The following is a 20,424-nucleotide window of genomic DNA, read 5'->3' as shown; positions in this document are numbered from 1 at the left end:
GGTTTGGATAAATTAACTGGAGGTTTTGCAGTTAATTTGTTTTTAAAGGCTAAAATCTAAAAATTAACTGCAGAAAATACAGCTATTTTTTTATTTTGTACTAGTTAGCGAGTCAACGGGCAGCAAGTCAACGAGTTTAGGCCTGTCTTACTCAGCGGGAATAGTTCTCTTTTGTACTCAGCGTGATGAGGTTCCCCCCTCTCCACATTATTTGAACATTTTGCACGATGGTCTGTATTTCAAAGGGAACCCGCGATAGAGGTTTTTTATAATGAATTTGGTTGGATTAGGATTTTGGCATATAATGAAAATAATGATCTTTTTAAGATAAGGATGAACATTCATGACGATAACTACTTTTACCGGACTCGGAATCCATGAGGCGCTTGCCGCAAAATTAGCCGATTACGGAATAACGGAGCCTTCACCGGTGCAGGCCGAATGCATTCCTGCTGCGTTGGAAGGGCGGGATGTGCTTGCTCAATCGCAAACCGGGACCGGCAAGACATTAGCTTACCTTCTTCCGCTGCTACAAAACATTGATGCGGATGCTAAAACGCTGCAAGGGCTTATTCTTGCCCCGACCCAGGAACTGGCGATGCAAATTGTCCGGGAAGCGGAAAAATACGGAGAGTCACTGGGAGTACGGGTACAAGCCCTGATCGGCGGCGCGGCGATCAAGCGCCAGCTTGAGCGGCTGAAGTTGCATCCCCAGCTTATCGTCGGGACGCCGGGGCGGATCAGGGAGATCGTGGCGTTGCGCAAGCTGAAGCTGCACACGGTTCGTACGGTTGTCGTCGACGAGGTCGACCAAATGTTCCAGCTCGGCGGCACAGCCGATCTCGAGCATATCCTTCGCGGGACGCTGCGCGAACGGCAACTGCTGTTCCTTTCGGCAACGATTAACCCGGAAATCCGGACGCTGGCCGGCAAGGAAATGCGGGAACCGGTAGAGGTCGGAATCGAACCGGAGCATCGGACCTCGAAGAGTGTGGAGCATCTATACTTTATCAGCGATCGGGACAAAATCGATACTTTGCGCCGGGTGATCCGGCACTACGATCCGGCCCGGTCCATCGTGTTCATCAACAACACGGCGGACATCGCCGAGGTTGAGGCAAAGATGAACTTCGTCGGATTAAGCGCAGGCGCGCTGTATGGCGATGCGGACAAAACGGTCCGAAGCGTAACCCTCCGCAAATTCCGCGAAGGGAAAATCCGGGTGCTCGTGGCTACGGACGTTGCGGCACGGGGACTCGACATCGAAGAGTTGTCCCTTGTTGTCAATCTAGACCCACCGATCGATGCGGAGCACTATGTGCATCGGGTTGGCCGGACCGGACGGATGGGCCGTAAAGGGCTGGCCGTGTCGATCATCGCGCCGAAAGAGCAATTTATTATGCGTAAGTTCTCACGGGAGCTGGGAATCGATATTTTGGAGCGCGGGCTCTTTGGCGGCCGGGTCATAGATCCGAGTGATCAATCTGGCGGACGCAAGGGCGGACAACGGCAGGGGCAGAGCCCAGGCCAGGGTCGTGAACAGGGACGAGAGCAGCAAGGACGAGAGCAAGGACAATACCAAGGTCAAGAACAAGGAAGAGACCAAGGACGAGACCAAGGAAGAGACCAAGGACGAGACCAAGGAAGACGAGTCCAATCCGGAGGAGCTGAAAATGGCGGAAGAGCCAAGGCTCAAACTGGCTATGCTCCATCCGGGCGCGAAAATGGCGCACCAAAGGAATCTGCCGAACGCGATGCGGTCCGACCGGCCCGCACCAGTTCCGCTGGGACGAGAAACCCGGCGCCGGGAAGTGCCCGCAAAAACGACCGCAAGCAGGACCGCAAGAATAAAGGCGCTCCTAAGTGGCTGAAAGATAAACAGTCGCGAAGCTAGCTTTTTGCAGAATAACTGAACTGGAATCGGATGAATCAATATTTATTGAGGGGGAGCCGTTTTGAGTGAGACGCCCGTATTGCAAATTGAAGAGCTGACCGGGGGGTACAGCCTCGGGCGCCCGGTGCTCCATAATATTAACTTCGAAGTGAAGCCGGGGGAAATGGTTGGCCTGATCGGATTGAACGGGGCAGGGAAAAGCACAACGATGAAGCATATTCTCGGGCTGATGACTCCGCATCGCGGCGGGGTAGCTGTACAGGGGAAGACCCGGGATGAGGACCCGGAAGGATACCAGAGCTCTCTGGCTTTTGTCCCGGAGTCTCCGATGCTGTATGAGGAGTTGACCGTACGGGAACATCTTGAGTTTGCCGCCCGGGCTTACGGGGTGGGAACCGAGGATTACCGTGAAAGAAGTCAGCGGCTGCTTAAACTTTTTCATATGGAGGAAAAGGCGGACAGCCTGTCCATCCATTTGTCCAAAGGTATGAAGCAGAAGGTCATGATCATGTGCGCGTTCGTCGCTCGGCCGCCGCTGTATATCATCGACGAGCCGTTTCTCGGGCTTGATCCGCTGGGCATCCGTTCGCTGCTTGATTTCATGATGGAAATGAAAGAGGCGGGAGCTTCGATCCTGCTTAGCTCGCATATTTTATCCACGATCGAGAATTACTGCGACCGCTTTATCGTGCTTCACCGCGGAGTGGTTATCGCGCAAGGATCATTAACGGAAATCGCTCAACAGGCCGGCATGCCCGGAGCGGCGCTTGAGGATATTTTCTACAGTTTAGTAAAGGGCGGAGAATAAACCATGAAGCTTCGAGAGCTGCGCAGCCGGCGCAAGTCGTCCTTCTGGAGTAAAGTGCTCCCGTATCTGCCGTACGTCTTTCAGAGCGGAGTGGCGGTCCTCTTCCTGCTGCTGCTGATCGCATTTTCCGCCTGGTATACGACTTTCCTGCAAAATATGCCCGCAGGTCTCCCGGTCCAATGGATCATGCTGATTCTGCTGGGCCCATTGACTGTATATTCCAGTTTTCGGACGTATGTGCAGCCGGCGGACGTTGTTTTTCTGCTGCCCCAGGAAACCGGGATGAAGGAGTATTTCAAGCCCGCGTTTCGCAGCGGTATCATTTATAAACTGATCGGGCTTTATATCGTTCTTATGATCTTATGGCCTATGTACATCCGCAGTGAGGCCGAAGTGAAGCATCCGCTTTGGGTCGTTCTGCTCGTTCTGTTGTTTCTCAAGTTGTTGAGTGCCTATGGAGCTTGGCAGGAGCTGAGAATTTCGACGGCCCGGGCCAGAACCGGATACAGGCTGCTCCGGTGGAGTTTTATTTTGCTGCTGCTCGCGGCTTGGTTATGGCAACCGGCATGGAAGAGCGTCTTGTTCATGCTGCTGGTCGGTATCAATTATATACTCGCGTTGCGGTTCCCGATGAAGCATGCTGTTCCCTGGGAGAACCTCATTGCGGCTGAAAAGTCCGGCGCTGCCCGGGTAATGCTCTTGCTCGGCTGGTTTGTGGATGTTCCTGCGGAAGGGCAAAAGGTCTCTCACCGGCGCTGGCTTTCCAAGCTCGGTAACGGCATCTCCTGGTCGCGCGAGGGAGCGTACCGCTTCCTGCTCGCCAAAACGTTTTTGCGCGGCGAATTGCTTGGTATCGTGGTCCGTTTGACCTTGCTGGGCATGTTGGTCGTAGGTTGGAACGGGAAAAACTGGCTTGGCGCCGTGCTGTACCTGTTCTTTATTTTCCTGGCGGGTACGCAGTTGACCGCCCTTCGCCATGTTCATGGAGATACTCCCGCGGATGCTTATTACCCGATTCCCGCCGGCTCCCGGCAGAAGGAAGTCGTGGCTCTGGCCTCGCGCGTGCTGCTGGCGATCACAGTGTTGATGTGGGTACCGATGATATTTGCTCCGGGGGGCAATCTGACGATCCTTATCGGCAGTCTTGTTGTCGGGGTCGGCTTGGCCTTCGGAATGAAGTCTTCCTGGAACCGTAAATGGAAGGAAGAAGAAGAGGATTGAAACATGCGCGAGCATGTAAGAGTAGGCAAGAGCAGGCAAGAGCAGGCAAGAGCAGGCAAGAGCACAAAGCATGCAAGAGCATTCAAGATCACAAAAACATAAGCATGCAAGATCTCAAGTACATGCAAAAGAAGACCGCCGGAACTTACTCCGGCGGTCTTCTTTACGTTTATAAATTTCTTATAAGAAAATGGTGCGGCTGATAATTACCAACAGAATAAAGAGTACCAAAATTACTCCTGTGCTAGTAAAAGCGCCGCCGTAGCCGCCTCTTCCTTCATCTCCAACTCCGCTCATGTACAATTCCCCTTTCTCAAAGAATAGATCGTTCGTACAAAATATTCTATGAGCAGGGCGTACTGAGTGCTTGGGCGGATATAACGGGAAGTTGCGTAAATGGGTTCAGCCTAGCCTTGCAAATCTTGAACGCCCCGGTATATGAGATCGAACAGATCCTCCAGATTCTCCTCGGCGATGCAGGAGAAGGCAATCCGCAGATCGGTATCGCCGAGGGCGATGGTGCCTACGCCATATTCGCGGATCAAATGCTGACGCAATTCTTCCGCATTCACCGTGCTCAGCTTGAGGCACATGAAGTAACCCGAATTGAAAGGGTAGTATTCCCAAACATTTCCGTATTTGCCGCTGTCCAGCAGGGCTTTGACTTTGTTAGCGCGGCCTTTCATGACCTTGAATTTATCTTCCTTCTGAGCTTCAAACTCCGGAGACTTCAAGGCTTGAAGCACAAAGGTCTGGGAAGGATGGGCGCCGCTGGATACGGTCGCACGGATAATGCCGATCGTTTTTTGCTCCAAGGCGGCCAGAACTCCCGCCTCCTCGGCGGCATAAGTGATGAACCCGACCCGGAATCCCCATACGTACTCTTCTTTTGTAGCGCCGTCAACCTTGACAGGCAGAATGCGCGGATGGCGTCCGGCCAGCTTGCCGAACAGCGATTCCGACAAGGAGTCCTCGAAGAACAGTCCGAAATAGGCATCATCGGTAACCACCACGACGTTGATTCCCGCTTCGGCGGCTTCCGTGACAGCGTCAATGATCTCTTCGCCTTCCTTGGCTCCCGGCGTGTATCCGGTCGGGTTGTTCGGGAAGTTCAGAATTACGATCGCTTTTCCCTTGTCCTTTTGGGCCAGGAGAGCTTCGCGCAGGCCTTGGCTGTTGAATCTCATATCGTCGGTAAACAGCGGATAGTTGACGATCGAGCCGTGACGACGGATGCCGAACGTCAACTCGTAGTTCTCCCAGTTTTTATCCGGATAGATGACCGCATCGCCTTCATCGACGAACAGGTCGGCTACGATGCTGAGGCCGTGGGTAAGCGCGGTGGTAACGACGGGATTGCCGAAGTTGCGGTCAGCAAGTGACGGGTTTTCCCGGATCATTTTTTCGCGCCATACGGTGCGAAGCTCCGGTTTGCCGGCCGGAGGCGCATAAGGGTACAAATCCTGCGGCTTATAAGCGGACAGGGTGTCTTGAATAGCGGCCAGATGCATCGGTCCGCCGTTCTCGGTTGCGATGCCGATCGTGGCATTGTATTTTTTCGCTCCGGCCGTCGCTTCAGCGGACTGGCTCAGAATGCCTTCTTTCGGGAAATAAATCTCCTTGCCAAGAGTGGACAGCATTTCGTACACATGGATATTGCCGGACTTCAAATTCTCGTTTAACTGCTCCGCGAGTGGGTTCATCACGTTTCATCCTTCCGATCGGGTTTGATAATGGACAGTTCCGTTTTGACTGCCTAACATTATATCATTTCGTCCCATTACCGTCACGGTCAAATCGCGCTCTACCCGGGAATTCAAGCATGCCGCGGACAAAATTTCTTCATTAATTCAATCGTTTCGGGATCGAGCGGAAGGTTCCGCTCCTGAAGCCCGTCCATAACCCCGGAAAACTTTCGTTCGTTCATATTTTGTCCAAATTTGAATTTGGCGCTGACCGTTTCGGGAACGATTTTAAATAATGCGACGCTCTTAAGCTGTCCCGTATACTGAGGATCATCGGCCCGAATAGGGTCGTAGCCGCCTTCCGGCTGAAGCTTCTCCATGAACAGCGTCAATGCCGTCGCTTTTTCCTCCGGGTCTTGAACTTTTTCCGCTCTGCCCCGGACCATTACGCTCTTGAAAAAGGCGGAAGCCGGACAAGCCAGATTCGGATCGGTAAAATAAGACGGAATGATCGCATATTCCTTGGCTACCGTAAAGCTCACCCTCGGATCATGCGCAAGATGCTTCATCTTCTCCCCGGCCAGACTTCCGTGAAAATAAAAATTTTGCCCGTCATACGCAAAGTAGAGCGGAGTTACCCGGCTCCATCCGTCCTCTCCGACCGTGCCGAGAAATCCGAAGCTCATCTCTTTCAAAAAGGCCTCGACTTCCTGTGCTTCCTCTACTTCAAATTCTTTTCTTCTCATTTCAGTTCCCCTCCGCTTGAATGGGTTGCATTTCGATTTCGAACAACCCGTATATTTCTAACAGTTTATTTCCGGAATTGACATAAAAAAAGAACCAATTTACATTAATTTTAATAGTCCACTTTAAAAGTTAGAGGAGGGTTTGGTTTGAACTTCTCCATTCCGTTAGATGTTTATAGCGAGCAGTACCGGTATAAATATCTCGCTTTATATCATGCGATCCGGGCTGCCATTCATGACGGAACTCTCCCGGCGGGCACGCGTCTTCCTTCTTCTCGGGAATTGGCTGAGATCTACGGCTTGTCCCGGGGAAGCGTGGCCCATGCTTACGACCTGCTGCAAGCGGAGGGTTACGTCCATTCCGAGATGGGAAGCGGAACGTTCGTGTCCAAGGTAATGCGGCCCAGTGCAGAGCCCGGCGGGGAGGCGGCGGATATCTGCTTGTCCCCCTGGGGGACAAGAGTGATGGAGCAGGCGCCGCCGGATGATCCGGGAAGTGGCGAGCCGGAGAGCGGTCCCGCGGGCGGCGTCATTTCGTTCAAGGACGCCGGACCATCGGCGTCCGCATTTCCGCACGCCGAGTGGAAGAGCGCGCTCGCCTGGGCCGCCCGGGAGAAGCGCGGCCCAGGCGGCGGACCCGCCGCGGACACGGCGGCGGGCGATCCGGAGCTGCGCGGCGCCATCGCAGCGTACTTGCGGCGCAGCCGCGGCATAGCGGCAGATGCGGAGCAAATCTGCCTGTTCAATGGCTCGATGCAGGCGATTATGCTGCTCACCCAGCTGCTGCTGGGTGAGGGCGAGCAGGCCGTGCTGGAGGACCCGTGTTACCACGGGATCTCCAAGGCGGTGGCCGCCTGCGGAGGGATCGCCGTCCCCGGGACGGTGGACGGGGACGGCATCATCCCGCGCGATTGGGACGCGCGGGTGCTGTTTGTAACCCCCGGTCGCCAGTTCCCGACCGGGGCGGTGCTCTCGCCTGAGCGGCGGCAGGAGCTGCTGGCGTGGGCCGCGGCGCGGAATGCCGTCATCGTCGAGGACGACTATGACACGGAATTCCGCTGGGGCGGCCGCCCGCTGGAGCCGCTCAAGGCGCTGGACCGCGATGAGCGCGTCGTCTATATCGGCTCGTTCTCGAAGACGATGTTCGCCTCATTGCGCATCGGTTATGCCGTGCTGCCCCGCAGCCTGGTCCCGCCGGTCCTGCTGGCCAAAGGGCTTTACGAGCCGGTGCCCCCGGCCCGGCTGGAGCAGCGGGCGCTGGCCCGCTTCATGCGCCGGGGCGATTACGAGCGGCATCTGCGCCGGATGCGCAGAATTTACAGCGCGAAGCAGGAGTTGTTCCGCCGCACGCTGGAGGCGGAAGTCCCTGGTTTATTCGCGCTTAAGCAGGCGGATGCGGGCCTGTTGTTGTTTGCGGATTGGCGGCATTCGCCGGAGGAATATGCGGCTTTTAAGAAGGCGGCCCGGAATCGTGGCGTGCAATTTAGGGACGGTGACGTTTACCGGTTGACCCCCGGCCCGCCTGCCGCTTGCTTCAGCCTTTCCCATCTGGAAGACGACCAAATCATAGAAGGCGTATTTCGAATGGCTCTTGCGTGGAAGGATATTTAAGAAATTTGCGAATAGGAGTATAATCGAAATAATACTTGCTGTATTTTTATGCAGGTATCATTCAAATTCTAAGAGTGCGAGTTCAAAAAGTCAGGTTTTCAGGACCAAGAAGGTTGGATGAAGCTAGGGACTGAGTAGCGGAGCGTACATAAGGTACGTGAGCAACGGAAGGCCCGGCTGAATTCAAGATTCGACGTCGAATCCGCTTCATGATCTGCTACGTCGTGGAAAGATGACTTTTTGAACAACCTCTAATAGTCTTCAGGAGGTAAGGAGATGCTCCATATATCCCCGTCCTCGTTCATTTTGAAGCCGGCCTTTGCCAAGATCGTATGCGAACCAGGTTGGAAATGGCATAAGCGGGAAAAAGCGCTGCAAAACTACGATTTATTCTATGTATGGAGCGGCGAAGGTACGGTGGTTTTGAACGATCAACCCATTCAGGTCGGCCCGGGAAGCTGTTTTTTGTTCCGCAAGGGCGATCATACGAGCGCTACGCATAATCCGCAGCGTCCGTTAGTTTTAACTTATATTCATTTTGACGTCGACGAGCCTGTCACCGAGGTACCTTCATCTTACCGGAAGCTGGAGGATAGGCTGGATTTTGAATACATGCTTTCGCGTTATGTCCGGCTGTTTTTGGTTAAGGCGTACGGAGCCGAAGAGGAAGCGCGCCTCATTTTAAAGCAGCTGCTGATTTATTTACTCCGGGAAGAACGGGAAGTGCCCCGGGAGAAAAAAGTAAGCCATCAACTGAACGAAGTGATTCAAGAGGTGGCGAATTATTGCTCGCAGCACCCGGGGCTGCCGCATAAAGTGGAAGATTTAGCGGCGCGTGCCGGATTGTCGCCAAGATATTTCTCGATTAAGTTCAAGGAAATTATCGGGTTATCCGTGCAATCCTACATTATCAAGACCCGGATCGACCGGGCCCAGCATCTGCTTTTGCACGCCGGCATGAACGTTACCGAGGTGGCCGACGCGCTTGGATACCGTGATATTTTCTTTTTCAGCCGTCAGTTCAAGCAGTATACCGGAAAAAGTCCGTCCGAAATTCGCTGATTCTTGTTTCACCTTTATTCTTGGCGGGTAATTGTTTTTTATAGCCGAGGTCCGGGAGGAGGTGTACAGCAATGAGTAAGAGACGGCGGATGCGCAGCAGAGCATGTTCAGTACCGGGAAGCGGTATTTTTCGTTACCGTTTTCGTCGGCCAAGACGGTCCGACCGGGATGATGAAACCTGGTTTTAAGCCGATTGGCTGGGATATGATATGTCATTTCCAACATTAATTTCATGCGCCGGGAATTACGATTCCGGTGTTCAAATAAGATATGATTGATAAAGACGGTCGATCGGAGCTTGCTCTGGACGGCTGTTTTTTTATGGGGTTATTTAGAGGCGGCTGTCCTTCCGACTTTGGTCCAGGAGGAATCTGGTCTGCAGCCAGTGTTCATTTATCCTCCGGTGGATTACGATAGTAGCATCGATTTATATGAGCGCACAAGAATACATAGAGAACCCCATATGAGGAGGACAAAGAATGAATACAAAATATAAACCGTTAGCGATTGCGGCGGCGACAGCAGTATTGGTTATGCTTACCGCTTGTTCGGGAGCGAACGAAAAAGCGAAGGAAATCGCCGAAGCGGCGACAGGGGCGATCGGGCAAACGGTAGAAAAAACCGTCGACGGTCAGGTAGAAAGACTGAAGGAAAACGGAACGACGCTGGAGCTTTCGGCTTCGACACAAGGCGATTCGGCTTCAAAGCTTACGCTGGATAACAGTGTTGGAAATGTGGAGATTCAGGGGACGAAGGGAAACGAAGTTACGGTAAAAGCGAAGATTTGGGCGCACAAGAGCACCTTCCGTAAGGTTGATCTGCAAGAAGTGCTTGATCAGGCGGCCGTATCCATCACCCCTGAAGGAGAAGGGCTTATCGTATCTACACATGCGAAGGACGATCCGGACCGAAGTCTTTGGGAGTGGGCAAAAGAGAAATACAATTATTCCGAGTTCAGCATTGATTACACGATCGGTCTTCCCGAACATATTACCGATTTCCGGGTGACCAACAATGTCGGAGACATCACTCTTACCGGGCTGAGCGGAAGCTATGATGTTGATAATGACGTAGGCCGAATTGTAATTGTGGATGCGGGAATTACGGGTGAATCGAAGGTGAACACCTCAACGGGCAGTATCGAGCTTAGCATAGGACGGATGGAGAGCGGCGGGAATTTATATGTTAATGCGGATATTGGAAGCATTGAAGCCACGCTGGCCGATTCGGTGAACTGCGATCTGGAAACGAATGCCGATATCGGCGGGGTTGATGGGGCACCGAAAGGCAAGAGCAAGCGGGGAGACGGAGGTCCGCTTCTGTCGCTGAACGCATCCGTAGGGGCCATTACCGTAAAGTAACTGGCCCCTCGGGTTATTTGGAAGGCGGGTAGAAGCGCCCCAGGAGTTCGCCCATCTTGACCTTTTGGCCGACGGCGTGCTCCGGGGACGGCTCGAAGGTGCCGTTCTCGGTCAAGAGCACCACTGTGGAGCCAAATTCGAAGTAGGCCAGATCGTCGCCTTGATTCCATATCTCGGCTTGATCGTCGGTATAGCGGATGCTGCTTACGTTCATCGCTCCGACCTTGACCACGGCAATCTCTCCGCGTTCATGCGATATGTAGGTTATCAACCTCTCGTTGCGGCTGAGCACGTATTTCATATTCCGCATGCTGAAATCATTGACGGGATACACACGGCCTTTAATATGCTCGCTTTCCACCAAGGTACCGGCTACGGGAGCGTGAATCCGATGATAGTCGGTCGGGCTCAGATAAAGGACAAAGGCATATCCATGCTCATAGGTCTGCGCATGCGGTGAATGGTTAAGCAAATCTTTCAGGGTGTAATCCTGGCCTTTGACATTCAGAATCGTGCCCGACCGGATTTCCCCCATAAAAGTAATGAGCGCATCGACCGGACTGATCAACCCGCCTTCCAGCTGAGCAATCGGCCGCATGCCGCTCTTTAGTTTTCTCGTAAAAAATTGGTTTAGCGTACGGTATTCTTTCAATTCCATCTCTGCCTCATGCAGCGGAATACCGTATGATTTTGCGAACCAAGGAATTAAATAGCGGCTCGCTTGCGAATGCGAGAACCGGCCCATTAGCCTGGAAATCCACTTTCGGGAGGTCAGTTCTGTCATCCATTTCATCCAGTTTGCGGCCAAGTCGTATCCCCCTAACACCATGATCAACGGGACAATAATCCCTTTTCCACTTCCGCTAATATTGACATAGAATAGGCTTGAAATCAACTGCGAAAGTGCCTTCTTGTTTTTTTGCTTGATTATTTGGAAGGTTCTAGAGTATATTTATTCCAATCGCATAAGGGATACGGGGGCTTGAGTGAATCAGGCTGAGATGGCAGCTTAACCCGCTGCAGACCGTTAATCTGAACTGGATAATGCCAGCGTAGAGAATCTAACGTTCCGGAATGCATGTTTATTACTCATGCTTTTCTCCCGTGGACCTAGCAACCGTCTGAGCTTATTCAGCCGGTTTTTTTGCGTCCAAACCACTATTTAGTCAAAAGGAGGATTTATCATGCAAGAGAGTTTGAATCAAGGAAATGGCCCTGGGGCGCCTATTCCCGCCCAGAGAAGGGGTCTGAAGCTGAGCGACATTCTGGTGACGATACTGGTATCGCTTGTGCTCGGAGTAATCTATCACTTCTGGTCTTCCGTCTACAAGCTGTTTTCCCCATTGTTCTTTCAAGCGGACGAACTGGTCTACGGCATGTGGTTTATTGCTGCAACCCTCGTCTTTCTGCTGATTCGAAAACCCGGTGTAGCTGTTCTGGCCGAAGTGGCGGCGGCCCACGTGGAGATTTTGTTCGGGAGCGAATGGGGGATTCAACTGGTGCTATACAGTGTGCTCCAGGGGTTAGGAGCTGAGCTCGTGTTCGCTTTGTTCCGTTACCGTAAATTTTCCGGCTCCGTGGCTGCTCTGGCGGGAGTCGGCGCCTCCGTGGGCTCTCTGATCCCCGATATTTATTACGGTTACGTCGCTGACTATAGCACTTGGATGCTCATTGCCAAATACTCGATGCGTGCAGTCAGCTCCGCTTTGATTGCCGGTTATCTGGCCTATGCTTTGGCTAAGGCGGTAGAAGCGACCGGCGTCACCTCGCTGCTTCGGCCCGTTGCGGCGAAGGATTACGCCGCATTGGAAGATTAACGATGGATCTTTTGCGGAACAACGCCACAGCATCAAGTACATACACGGAATTCAATACGGCTGCGGCGGTTCGGGATTTACGTCTCAAATATCCTGAGACGGACTCCTTTGTGTTTAAAGATCTCTCCTTCTCGGTCAGGCGCGGAGAGAGACTGCTGCTGCTTGGGCCAAGCGGCAGCGGAAAGTCAACGCTGCTGCAGGTGCTTGCGGGCATCATTCCGGGGCTAGTGGAGGTGCCTATGAGGAGCTCGGAGCAAGTGATTCCCCCATCGTGGGGAATGCTGTTCCAAGATCCAGATACTCAGTTTTGCATGCCTTTTGTTGATGAGGAACTGGCCTTTGTGCTGGAGAATCGGGGAATTCCAAGAGAGGAAATGCGACCGCGGATGGTAGATGCTCTAGAACAAGTCGGGCTTCATCTGCCGGAGATTCATCTTCCGATTGATTCGTTGTCCCAGGGAATGAAGCAGCGGCTGGCCCTCGCTTCAATTCTGCTGATGGATCCGGAGGTACTGCTGCTTGACGAGCCTTCCGCTCTGTTGGATCCAGAGGGGCGAAGGCAAATCTGGGAGGCAGTTTCCCGGGTGGCCGAGGGAAGGACACTCATTATTGTCGAGCACCGGATCGAGGAGGTGCTTGATCTGGGGCTGGTGGATCGGGTAGCCTTGTTCGGCCCCCAGGGACAATTGTTGGGGCAAGGGGCTCCGGAGGAGTTGTTTGTCCGCTGCCAAACGGAATTGGAGGAATACGGGATCTGGCATCCCGGCGTCTGGGATCGTTTTCGGGCATCGGAAGGCCAAGCACAGGAAGCGGAAAAGGGGATCATGCCTTGGGCCAATTCCACCCGGCTGACTGCCGGGGAACCATTACTCCGGCCGGTTATCGAGCTTTCCGAGTTCCAAGGCTTTCGCGGGGACCGCACGGTTATTCAGATCGAGCGGGCTGAAGTGTACCCCGGGGATTTCATTGCGGTTACGGGCCCGAACGGGGCCGGAAAAAGCTCGCTCCTGCTTGCGCTGATGGGACTGCTTCCCTCCGAGGGAAGCTATCTTCTATGCGGTGAACGGTTCGACGGAAAGAAGACTCGAACCCGGCAAATCCTGGCGCTGTCGAAAAAAATAGGATTCGTCTTTCAAAATCCCGAATTTCAGTTTGTCGAGAACCGGGTCGACCGGGAAATCGGTTTTTCGTTAATAGAAGAAGGGTTCTCTTCGGAAGAGATTCAGCGGCGAGTAGATCATGCGCTGGACCAATTCGGTCTTGTCGGATTAGAGCTGCGTCATCCGTATCAATTATCGCTCGGACAGAAGCGGAGATTGAGCGTGGCGGGAGCAGCTGTCATGGAGAGACCGGTGCTGCTGCTTGACGAGCCGACGTTCGGGCAGGATGCCGTGAACACTTTTGCTATTTTGAATTTGTGCGAGGAAATGCGGCGTAGAGGAACAGCGGTCGTGATGGTAACCCACGAGGAACAGATTGCGGAAGCGGTAGCGACACGCCGATGGGAAGTCAGAGAGGGGACCCTGACCGATTGCGGATATACGAATCGGGGATCCTCACTTCCGCATAAAGTGTGCGAGACCGGCGCGGTAGAGGTATTGCTATGAAGAAATGGCTGAATCCTTCCTTTACGACATGGATGCACAGAGCCAATCCGGTACTTAAACTGGTGCTTGTCATCCTGCTCTTTTTCGTGGCTTTGTTTACGCATCGGCTTGATTTTATGTTCTACCAGGCGGTGATGTTCACGCTGCTGCTGTTCTGGCAAAGCGGATATGCCTTCTGGAAGGTGTTGTTGATCGTGCTGTCTTTCGGATTGGTGTTTATATCGTCTTCTTCGACGATGATCCTTTTCGGTAAAGGGGATGAAATGTGGTGGGAGTGGGGGTTGATCCGGATTACGGAGGAAAGCTTCTATCGCGGCATTCATATCGGGTTTAAATCCGTAACCTTTGCGTCGGAGGGGCTGTTGTTTGTTCTCACGACATCTTCTGTGGATTTGTTCTATGCTTTGATGCAGAAAGTAAAGCTTCCCCCCAAATATGCGTACAGCTTTATGGCCTCGATCCGGCTGCTACCGATGGTTTGGGAAGAATTCCTGATCCGGCGGAACGCCCTCCGTATCCGGGGAGCGCGGAGTCTGAAAGGGCCGCGGGGATGGTTTGCCGGCATCAAGATGTACGCGGTCCCGTTGCTGTCCCAGAGTATACGGAGAGCCCATCGCGTGGCGGTAGCGATGGAGGCGAAGGCTTTCAACGGGAACGGCCGGAGATCCTACTATTATCCTTCGCTATTCACGCGCTATGATCCGCTGGCCGCTGCGGTATTCGCAGCGGCAGTAGTATTGGCCCTGATGCTTAGCGACGTTTTCCCGCTGTTTCACATTGCGGATGTCAGGTATTCCGCCAATCCGTAATAAGCGTTCATCATGTATTCGCCATGTCAGGGCTTTTTCCGGTAAGACTTGTGTTTTTTGCTGTACAGAGTTATCCGCGAGGGCCTGAATGATGCTGCAGCAAATAGCGGGCAAAAGCCATAGGCTGCTGGTAGGTGTCAAACCATATTTCGTTCATGCCGGCTTTACGAAATCCGTAACGCTGGTCTCTGCCGTTGCATTCAATAATGTAAATCCGCCCGTCATTGGTAATTCCGATATCCATGCCCAGGTCGGCGAGCAGAGGCAACCGGCCGGACAGGTAAGCGGCGGCCGCAAGGGCTACAGTCTGGCTGTCCGCAAGGACGCGTGCTGCCGTGGATGGCGGAAATATGCGGCGGAATAACGAAGCTGCCGGAAAAGCGCTGCCTCCCTGGGCAAGATTGGAAAGGAAACGGCCGGGAGCGGAAACCTTGGCATATAGCCCCGTTACGCCCCAGTCTCCGGTCAGTCCCCGCTGAACGGTTACGCGGACGTCCAAGGGGCGGCCATCCGTTTCAGCCAGGGGCAGTCTTTCCTGTATCAAGTATGGAATTTGCGTGATTCTTCGCTTCACCCAGATTGGTAATGGAGTTCGCTTATCAAGACGGAGCGCCTTCCACCGGTCTACTGTCCGGCGTCCCTTGTAGAGCAGGCACCATCCCCGGTTGTCCAGCTTCAGGCGCATAATTCCGCGGCCAACCGAAGCGCTTGCCGGTTTGAGCAGCAAGTCGCTGTAGCGCTGCATCATCAGGTCAATATTTCCCGGCGTGGCGCGCAGGGAAGCAGGCAGATGATACGAGAGTCGGGGATGCTCAGCCAGCAGTCGGTGGATTTCATCTTTGCCATACCGGTTGTTGTGATTGTAAATGGTTATTCCCTGCTGCTGCAGGCCCCGGATTTTCCCCAGCGCGGACGGCGCTTTATAGATCGCACGATTATGAATAACCGGCGGGGTTTCAATGAGCGCTTTCCTGAATCTATCGTTTTCTTTCAGGTAAACGAGACTTTTGCCGGATTCGGGATGGATATCATCCAGACGCAGATAACAAGGTTTGAGATCGTATCGGGCGGCGGCTTCTTCGTAGAAGGGTAGAGCCTCCTGACCGGTTCTGCCTTTCCCTGCTCCCTGGTGTGCTTTGGCGTTTAACAGAATACCGACATAATCGGGCGGCATGTTCCTCCCTCCTTCTGCAAGTCTGAAATCTCCTTTGACCTTGTTGTGGCTCCCTTTAATTTATGTTGTTCGTCCCGATTCAGCATGGACGGATGAGGGAAGTCAACAGCCTGATTTGACTTAGCAGGGTAATTCGTAATTCCACATACTTCGGGCCGGAGAATTCCGGCTTTTTTTGTGCCTGCCTTTTATAGCGATTGTTAAGAGAAAACTATGGTTTGATGTTCGTACACTTTAAAAAATAAGTCACACCGGATACGCTCGCATCGTATAACTACAATATAAGTGCGTGTTCAAAAAGTTAGGTTTTTAGGACCAAGAAGGTTGGATGAAGCTAGGGGCTGAGTAGCGGAGCGTACATGAGGTACGTGAGCAACGGAAGGCCCGGCTGAATTCAAGATTCGATGCCGAGTTCTCATCATGATCAGCTTCGTCGTGGAAAGATGACTTTTTGAACAACCTCTATAAGAAAATGGAGGCAAGGAGGGAGTATTCCCGTGAGTTTCCGTAAAGTAGCGGTGGTCACCCCAGGATCGTTCGTGATTCCTTCGGGGAGGAGCAGCTCGGTGGAGCGTGTCATTGAAAAGATGGTTCCGCTGGCCTCAGACAGGCTTGATATTCGGATCTTTGGCAGAATCGGGAAGGATCCGGCTTCCCCGCAGGGGCTTGGAGGTGTTCCCTGCTTGAGAGTGCCGGGCGGGAGTTCCTATTTTCCATCGGTACTTCGCCATCTAAGGTCCTGGCGGCCCGATGCGGTCGATGTCCATAATCGGCCTCTTCTGGCTTACCGGATCAAGCAGAGGTTGCCCGGTTCGGAAGTGTTCTTGTCCCTTCACTCTACGACGTTTATCCAATCGGGAGACTTTCCGGACCGGAGCGGATCAGAGAAGCTCCGCACGCTTGACGGTATTATTGTGAACAGCGAGTTTCTGCGCAAGGAGCTGCTGCGACGTTTCCCAGGCCTTTCGGTTCCGGTGGAGGTGAATCATCTCGGGGTGAGTCCGGAGGATTTCGTGCCGCGATGGACCCCCGCAGGCGAAGCGCTGCGTCGGGCGAGACTTCACGATTACGGCTGGAACGGGCGTAAAGTGGTTCTGTTTGTAGGAAGGCTGATTCCCGAAAAAGGGGTGCATGCCTTGCTTCAAGCAGTCCCGGCCGTTGTCCAAAGACATCCGGAGGCTCTCTTTTTAATTGTCGGCAGCGCTTTTTATGGAAGCTTGCGGGAAACCATGTATGTGCGCAGCTTGAAATCGCTGGCGGACTCTTGGCCGGAGCATGTCGTTTTTCAGCCGTTCACGCCATATCCCGGGGTAGCCGACTGCTACAATCTGGCCGATATGGTAGTCGTTCCGTCAGGCAAAGAAGAAGCTTTCGGCTTGGTCAATGTGGAAGCCATGGCGTCGGGCGTACCCGTGATAGCCTCCCGCGCCGGCGGTATCCCGGAAGTCGTTGAGCATGGACAATCGGGGGTGCTGCTGCCTGCGGAGCGCCTGAATGATGAATTGCCTGCTGCAATCATCCGGCTGCTGGACAATACGGAGCTTTGCAGAAGCATGGGCCTTGCCGGTGCTGAAAGTGCGCGCAGCCGCTTCCGCTGGCATCATGCGGCTGACCGATGGGTCCGCCTCATGACCAAACAGGGTAAAGAGCCTGTTACATCCGCCGCTTCACTATATCAGTAGTTGCAAGTTTATATGAATGTTTATGGCAGCGTCACCTCGTTGCCGATCGAGCAGAATGTTTGCGGGCTTTCGCCGCGACATTCTGCTTGTTTGCTAATTTGGGTGTGCTTCGGCTCTCCTCTGTACGTTTGCCGTTGCGTGGGACAGAGAAGAGCATAAACTATCTTATATTCCGTCTATTAATAATATCCGGGAAGGATGGGTCCTGATGGATAAGAGACGCCGGTTTCGAGCCCGGCAAACCCGGCCTGCCCGCCGTAGAACGAGGCGGGATCAGGCCACATTTCGCAGCTCTCCAGAACCGGTGGTATCTGTCATCATTCCGGTTATGAACGAGCATCGGACGCTCGGGAGGGTCATCCGGGAAGCGACCAAAGTTCATCCTAAGACCGAAATCATTGTTGTGGCGAATGGCTGTACGGACCGGAGCGCGCAGCTTGCCAGGAAGCTCGGGGCTATCGTTCTCGAATACAAAGAACCGCTCGGGCATGATGTCCCGAGAGCGGTCGGCGCAAGGCAGGCTAAAGGGGAAGTGCTGCTGTTCTTAGACGGGGATATGGTGATTCCCGCCAAAGATCTTCGGCCTTTCACTGCAGCCATTCTATCCGGCAGTGATTTGGCCCTGAATGATTACGAAGGCCCGGTTCAGACTCGGGAGGTTCATCCGGTTGTCAGCGCTAAGCATACACTGAATACATTGCTGAACAGGTCCGATTTGAAAGGCGCGTCCCTAACCGCGGTGCCGCATGCGCTCAGCAGACAGGCGGCTAGCCGAATCGGTTATGAAAAGCTGGAGAAACCGCCGTTGGCCCAGACAGCCGCTATCCTGGAAGGACTGAAGATCCGACCGGTGCATTCCGTGGATGTCGGCCGTTTGAATCGCCCGAGGCTCCGTTCCAAACATGGAGATTTGCTGACCGGGCTGGTATTGGGAGATCACTTGGAAGCGGCTGGGTTAGCTATGAAGCAACGGGGCCCGCGCGGCGGCTTCTCTGATCTGGGACGACTCCGCGAAAGGGCAAGGTGATTAAAATACCGTGAACAAAACCGTACTTGGAAGAACGCGGAAATACCGCCAAAAGCCCGTCATTCGGGCGAATCGTCTCAAACGCGTCCGGTCGGGCAAGCGAAGATCTCCTTCTCTACCGAATCGCAAGGCCCAGGGCAAACAAAGATTGCCAAAGAAATATGTAATCCAAATTGAGCCCAAAGTCGATTTAAAAGGAGCTTATGGAGCCGGGGTCTCCGCCGGGGCGGAAGCTTTGCGATTGGAGCGGCTTGGAACCTCACTCCCTCCAAGGGAGCATTTTCGGTCCTTGTTGACTGAATGGTTCCGCAGCCGAGCGGAAGATCCGTCTCCTTCCTATGATCGTGCCCTTGCGTTGGGAACAGCTTTCCGGGATGGTTATGCCGCTTCCAAAAGAGAGAATCCCCGTCTGTACGGGGTTCCGGTCCCCCTGTCAGGAAAAGCGTCGGTAGTCATCATCGCTTGCAACGAGGAGAGAACGCTTGGAAACTTGCTGGATGAATTGGAACGCATTCCGCTTCAGGAAATGGTCGTCGTGCTTAACGGGTGCACCGATAACAGCTTCGGCAAAGTGAAAGATCGGAAAAACGTGATTCTGGCCTATTATCCGGAGCGGCTTGGACATGACGTCGGCCGTTCCGTCGGGGCGGCTCTGGCATGTGGTGATTCCTTGCTGTTCGTTGATGGGGATATGGCTGTACCTGCCGAAGAATTGGCGGCTTTTCTATATGAACAAGAGAGAGGTATTGACGTGGTGCTGAATGATATTTCAGGCTATCTTCCTCTTTATGAACGACAGGATGAGGTGACCCGTTGCAAGTTGTTTCTGAATCAGGTTCTGGGGCGCCAGGATTTGAAGAGCAATTCGCTGACCGCGGTTCCGCATGTACTATCCCGCAAGGCGATAAACACCATCGGGACAGGAATCCTTGCCGTACCTCCTAAGGCGCAGGCAGCGGCCCTGCTCGAAGGATTGACGGTATCCGCTCCCTGCACAGCCGATGTTATCGGGCGCAACCGGATGCGTGAAGGGAATTCTGGCGCAGGCAATAGCGTTCTCCAGCTTATTTTGGGCGATCATCTTGAAGCGTTGAACGAGGCGATGCACCGAAAAGGCGCAAGGCTGTTCTGGCAGACCTCGTCACGTCCGCAGCTCGCGAAAGAGAGGAACCGCCCATGAACGGAATATTAACGAGCATCATTATTCCTACCTATAACGGCCTTCATTTACTCTCTGACTGTGTGGAGTCCATACGTGAGCATACGGATGCCCCCTACGAAATCATTGTGGTGGATAACGGGTCGAGAGACGGGACCAAGGAATATTGCGTGAAGGAAAAGCTGATTTTGATCTCGCTGCCCGAAAATACGGGCTTCCCGGTTGCCTGCAACAAAGGGCTGGCGGTTGCTGCCGGAGACCAGCTTCTGCTGCTGAACAATGACTGTCAGGTGACCCCGCGCTGGCTTTCGCAGCTTTCGGCCGCTTTGCAAAGTTCGCCCGATATCGGAATTGTGGGTCCGATTACGAACTATGCCAGCGGACAACAGCAGATAGATACCGGTTTAAGCGAACCCGATGAACTGATCGAGTATGCCCGGACATTTAACCGGACCGATGCCTCCAAGTGGACGGAAGTCAGACGGCTCATCGGCTATTGTTTTATGTTCAAACGGAGTCTGTATGATGAGATCGGAGCGCTGGATGAGGCTTATTCCCCCGGCCATTACGAGGATGATGATTATTGCTTCCGGGCGGTTATGGGGGGCTTCCGGCTTCTGATTTGCAAGGATACCTTCATTTACCATAAGGGCAGCGCGAGCTTTAAGGAGAAGCATTCGGAAGAATGGGACTGGATCATCGAGAAGAACCGCAATCGATTTATAGAAAAATGGGGTATTGATCCACGTCAGTTCATTTAA

The 20,424-nt window shown here is 53.5% G+C and carries 18 protein-coding genes and 1 riboswitch; of the genes, 13 read left to right on the top strand and 5 right to left on the bottom strand.

Annotation, left to right across the window (positions count from 1 at the left end; genetic code table 11):
* Positions 1 to 343 precede the first annotated feature (343 nt).
* From KB559_RS17730 to KB559_RS17720, 3 genes are all read left to right on the top strand, one after another.
* Entirely contained in the window at positions 344 to 1,894 is a 1,551-nt protein-coding gene (locus tag KB559_RS17730; RefSeq protein WP_211023432.1) for a DEAD/DEAH box helicase, read from the top strand.
* A 61-nt stretch (positions 1,895 to 1,955) separates the two neighbouring features.
* Positions 1,956 to 2,702 (top strand): ABC transporter ATP-binding protein, encoded by a 747-nt coding sequence (locus KB559_RS17725; protein ID WP_211023430.1) that lies wholly within the window; start codon positions 1,956 to 1,958, stop codon positions 2,700 to 2,702.
* A gap of 3 nt (positions 2,703 to 2,705) precedes the next feature.
* Positions 2,706 to 3,923: an ABC transporter permease gene (locus KB559_RS17720; protein ID WP_211023428.1), complete on the top strand. Its 1,218-nt coding sequence runs from the start codon at positions 2,706 to 2,708 to the stop codon at positions 3,921 to 3,923.
* A gap of 180 nt (positions 3,924 to 4,103) precedes the next feature.
* Here KB559_RS17720 and KB559_RS17715 read toward each other — a convergent pair whose 3' ends face one another.
* The 3 genes from KB559_RS17715 to KB559_RS17705 all read right to left on the bottom strand — a co-directional run bounded on the left by KB559_RS17715 (position 4,104) and on the right by KB559_RS17705 (position 6,354).
* The gene (locus KB559_RS17715) at positions 4,104 to 4,220 is read right to left on the bottom strand and encodes a YjcZ family sporulation protein (RefSeq protein ID WP_211023426.1); all 117 of its coding nucleotides are present in this window, start codon (positions 4,218 to 4,220) and stop codon (positions 4,104 to 4,106) included.
* A 110-nt stretch (positions 4,221 to 4,330) separates the two neighbouring features.
* Positions 4,331 to 5,626 carry an aminotransferase class I/II-fold pyridoxal phosphate-dependent enzyme gene (locus KB559_RS17710; RefSeq protein ID WP_211023424.1) on the bottom strand — a complete coding sequence of 432 codons (1,296 nt, stop codon included), beginning with the start codon at positions 5,624 to 5,626 and terminating at the stop codon, positions 4,331 to 4,333.
* A gap of 113 nt (positions 5,627 to 5,739) precedes the next feature.
* Positions 5,740 to 6,354, bottom strand: coding sequence for a pyridoxamine 5'-phosphate oxidase family protein (locus KB559_RS17705; protein WP_211023422.1), 615 nt, complete (start codon positions 6,352 to 6,354; stop codon positions 5,740 to 5,742).
* A gap of 147 nt (positions 6,355 to 6,501) precedes the next feature.
* Between KB559_RS17705 and pdxR the strand changes: the two genes are divergently transcribed.
* The 3 genes from pdxR to KB559_RS17690 all read left to right on the top strand — a co-directional run bounded on the left by pdxR (position 6,502) and on the right by KB559_RS17690 (position 10,388).
* On the top strand, positions 6,502 to 7,965 hold the full coding sequence (pdxR, locus tag KB559_RS17700; protein ID WP_211023420.1) for a MocR-like pyridoxine biosynthesis transcription factor PdxR: 1,464 nt from the start codon (positions 6,502 to 6,504) through the stop codon (positions 7,963 to 7,965).
* A 276-nt stretch (positions 7,966 to 8,241) separates the two neighbouring features.
* The gene (locus KB559_RS17695) at positions 8,242 to 9,027 is read left to right on the top strand and encodes a helix-turn-helix domain-containing protein (protein WP_211023418.1); all 786 of its coding nucleotides are present in this window, start codon (positions 8,242 to 8,244) and stop codon (positions 9,025 to 9,027) included.
* Positions 9,028 to 9,506: 479 nt separating this feature from the next.
* Positions 9,507 to 10,388, top strand: a complete 882-nt coding sequence (locus KB559_RS17690) for a hypothetical protein (RefSeq protein WP_211023416.1) — start codon at positions 9,507 to 9,509, stop codon at positions 10,386 to 10,388.
* Between the two features lie 13 nt (positions 10,389 to 10,401).
* Here the strand turns inward: KB559_RS17690 and asd are convergent, their stop codons facing one another.
* Positions 10,402 to 11,196, bottom strand: coding sequence for an archaetidylserine decarboxylase (gene asd / locus KB559_RS17685; RefSeq protein ID WP_211023586.1), 795 nt, complete (start codon positions 11,194 to 11,196; stop codon positions 10,402 to 10,404).
* A 156-nt stretch (positions 11,197 to 11,352) separates the two neighbouring features.
* Positions 11,353 to 11,464, top strand: a riboswitch (TPP riboswitch).
* Between the two features lie 108 nt (positions 11,465 to 11,572).
* On the opposite strand from asd, the gene KB559_RS17680 reads away from it, so the two are divergent.
* From KB559_RS17680 to KB559_RS17670, 3 genes are read left to right on the top strand one after another with little or no spacing between them, the layout of a single operon-like run.
* Complete coding sequence (locus KB559_RS17680; protein WP_211023414.1) at positions 11,573 to 12,205, top strand: ECF transporter S component; 633 nt, start codon at positions 11,573 to 11,575, stop codon at positions 12,203 to 12,205.
* Positions 12,206 to 12,207: 2 nt separating this feature from the next.
* Complete coding sequence (locus tag KB559_RS17675) at positions 12,208 to 13,812, top strand: ABC transporter ATP-binding protein (RefSeq protein ID WP_211023412.1); 1,605 nt, start codon at positions 12,208 to 12,210, stop codon at positions 13,810 to 13,812.
* Entirely contained in the window at positions 13,809 to 14,621 is an 813-nt protein-coding gene (locus KB559_RS17670) for an energy-coupling factor transporter transmembrane component T family protein (protein WP_211023410.1), read from the top strand. Before KB559_RS17675 ends, KB559_RS17670 begins: the two co-directional genes overlap by 4 nt.
* 70 nt (positions 14,622 to 14,691) lie before the next feature.
* On the opposite strand, the gene KB559_RS17665 is transcribed toward KB559_RS17670, so the two are convergent.
* Entirely contained in the window at positions 14,692 to 15,795 is a 1,104-nt protein-coding gene (locus KB559_RS17665) for a YheC/YheD family endospore coat-associated protein (protein ID WP_211023408.1), read from the bottom strand.
* A gap of 497 nt (positions 15,796 to 16,292) precedes the next feature.
* On the opposite strand from KB559_RS17665, the gene KB559_RS17660 reads away from it, so the two are divergent.
* From KB559_RS17660 to KB559_RS17645, 4 genes are all read left to right on the top strand, one after another.
* Positions 16,293 to 17,477: a glycosyltransferase family 4 protein gene (locus KB559_RS17660; protein WP_211023406.1), complete on the top strand. Its 1,185-nt coding sequence runs from the start codon at positions 16,293 to 16,295 to the stop codon at positions 17,475 to 17,477.
* Between the two features lie 208 nt (positions 17,478 to 17,685).
* Positions 17,686 to 18,504, top strand: coding sequence for a glycosyltransferase family 2 protein (locus KB559_RS17655; protein WP_211023404.1), 819 nt, complete (start codon positions 17,686 to 17,688; stop codon positions 18,502 to 18,504).
* Positions 18,505 to 18,514: 10 nt separating this feature from the next.
* Positions 18,515 to 19,684, top strand: a complete 1,170-nt coding sequence (locus KB559_RS25220; protein WP_211023402.1) for a glycosyltransferase family 2 protein — start codon at positions 18,515 to 18,517, stop codon at positions 19,682 to 19,684.
* A complete protein-coding gene (locus KB559_RS17645) occupies positions 19,681 to 20,424 on the top strand; it encodes a glycosyltransferase family 2 protein (protein ID WP_211023399.1) in 744 nt (247 codons plus the stop codon). The genes KB559_RS25220 and KB559_RS17645 overlap by 4 nt, the downstream gene beginning before the upstream one ends.

This window comes from Paenibacillus sp. Marseille-P2973, assembly GCF_018101095.1.
GTDB classification, from domain to species: Bacteria; Bacillota; Bacilli; order Paenibacillales; family Paenibacillaceae; genus Fontibacillus; species Fontibacillus vini.
The sequence above is the reverse complement of the archived record's forward strand: the minus strand, read 5'-3'. Positions and strand labels throughout refer to the sequence as shown.

Bases quoted from the DNA above. Each gene is read 5' to 3' on its own strand.
- KB559_RS17715 (WP_211023426.1), bottom strand. From the start codon at position 4,220: ATGAGCGGAGTTGGAGATGAAGGAAGAGGCGGCTACGGCGGCGCTTTT.
- KB559_RS17690 (WP_211023416.1), top strand. From the start codon at position 9,507: ATGAATACAAAATATAAACCGTTAGCGATTGCGGCGGCGACAGCAGTA.
- KB559_RS17665 (WP_211023408.1), bottom strand. From the start codon at position 15,795: ATGCCGCCCGATTATGTCGGTATTCTGTTAAACGCCAAAGCACACCAG.
- KB559_RS17695 (WP_211023418.1), top strand. From the start codon at position 8,242: ATGCTCCATATATCCCCGTCCTCGTTCATTTTGAAGCCGGCCTTTGCC.
- KB559_RS17655 (WP_211023404.1), top strand. From the start codon at position 17,686: ATGGATAAGAGACGCCGGTTTCGAGCCCGGCAAACCCGGCCTGCCCGC.
- KB559_RS17645 (WP_211023399.1), top strand. From the start codon at position 19,681: ATGAACGGAATATTAACGAGCATCATTATTCCTACCTATAACGGCCTT.
- KB559_RS17730 (WP_211023432.1), top strand. From the start codon at position 344: ATGACGATAACTACTTTTACCGGACTCGGAATCCATGAGGCGCTTGCC.
- KB559_RS17680 (WP_211023414.1), top strand. From the start codon at position 11,573: ATGCAAGAGAGTTTGAATCAAGGAAATGGCCCTGGGGCGCCTATTCCC.
- KB559_RS17675 (WP_211023412.1), top strand. From the start codon at position 12,208: ATGGATCTTTTGCGGAACAACGCCACAGCATCAAGTACATACACGGAA.
- KB559_RS17720 (WP_211023428.1), top strand. From the start codon at position 2,706: ATGAAGCTTCGAGAGCTGCGCAGCCGGCGCAAGTCGTCCTTCTGGAGT.
- KB559_RS17670 (WP_211023410.1), top strand. From the start codon at position 13,809: ATGAAGAAATGGCTGAATCCTTCCTTTACGACATGGATGCACAGAGCC.
- KB559_RS17705 (WP_211023422.1), bottom strand. From the start codon at position 6,354: ATGAGAAGAAAAGAATTTGAAGTAGAGGAAGCACAGGAAGTCGAGGCC.
- KB559_RS17710 (WP_211023424.1), bottom strand. From the start codon at position 5,626: ATGAACCCACTCGCGGAGCAGTTAAACGAGAATTTGAAGTCCGGCAAT.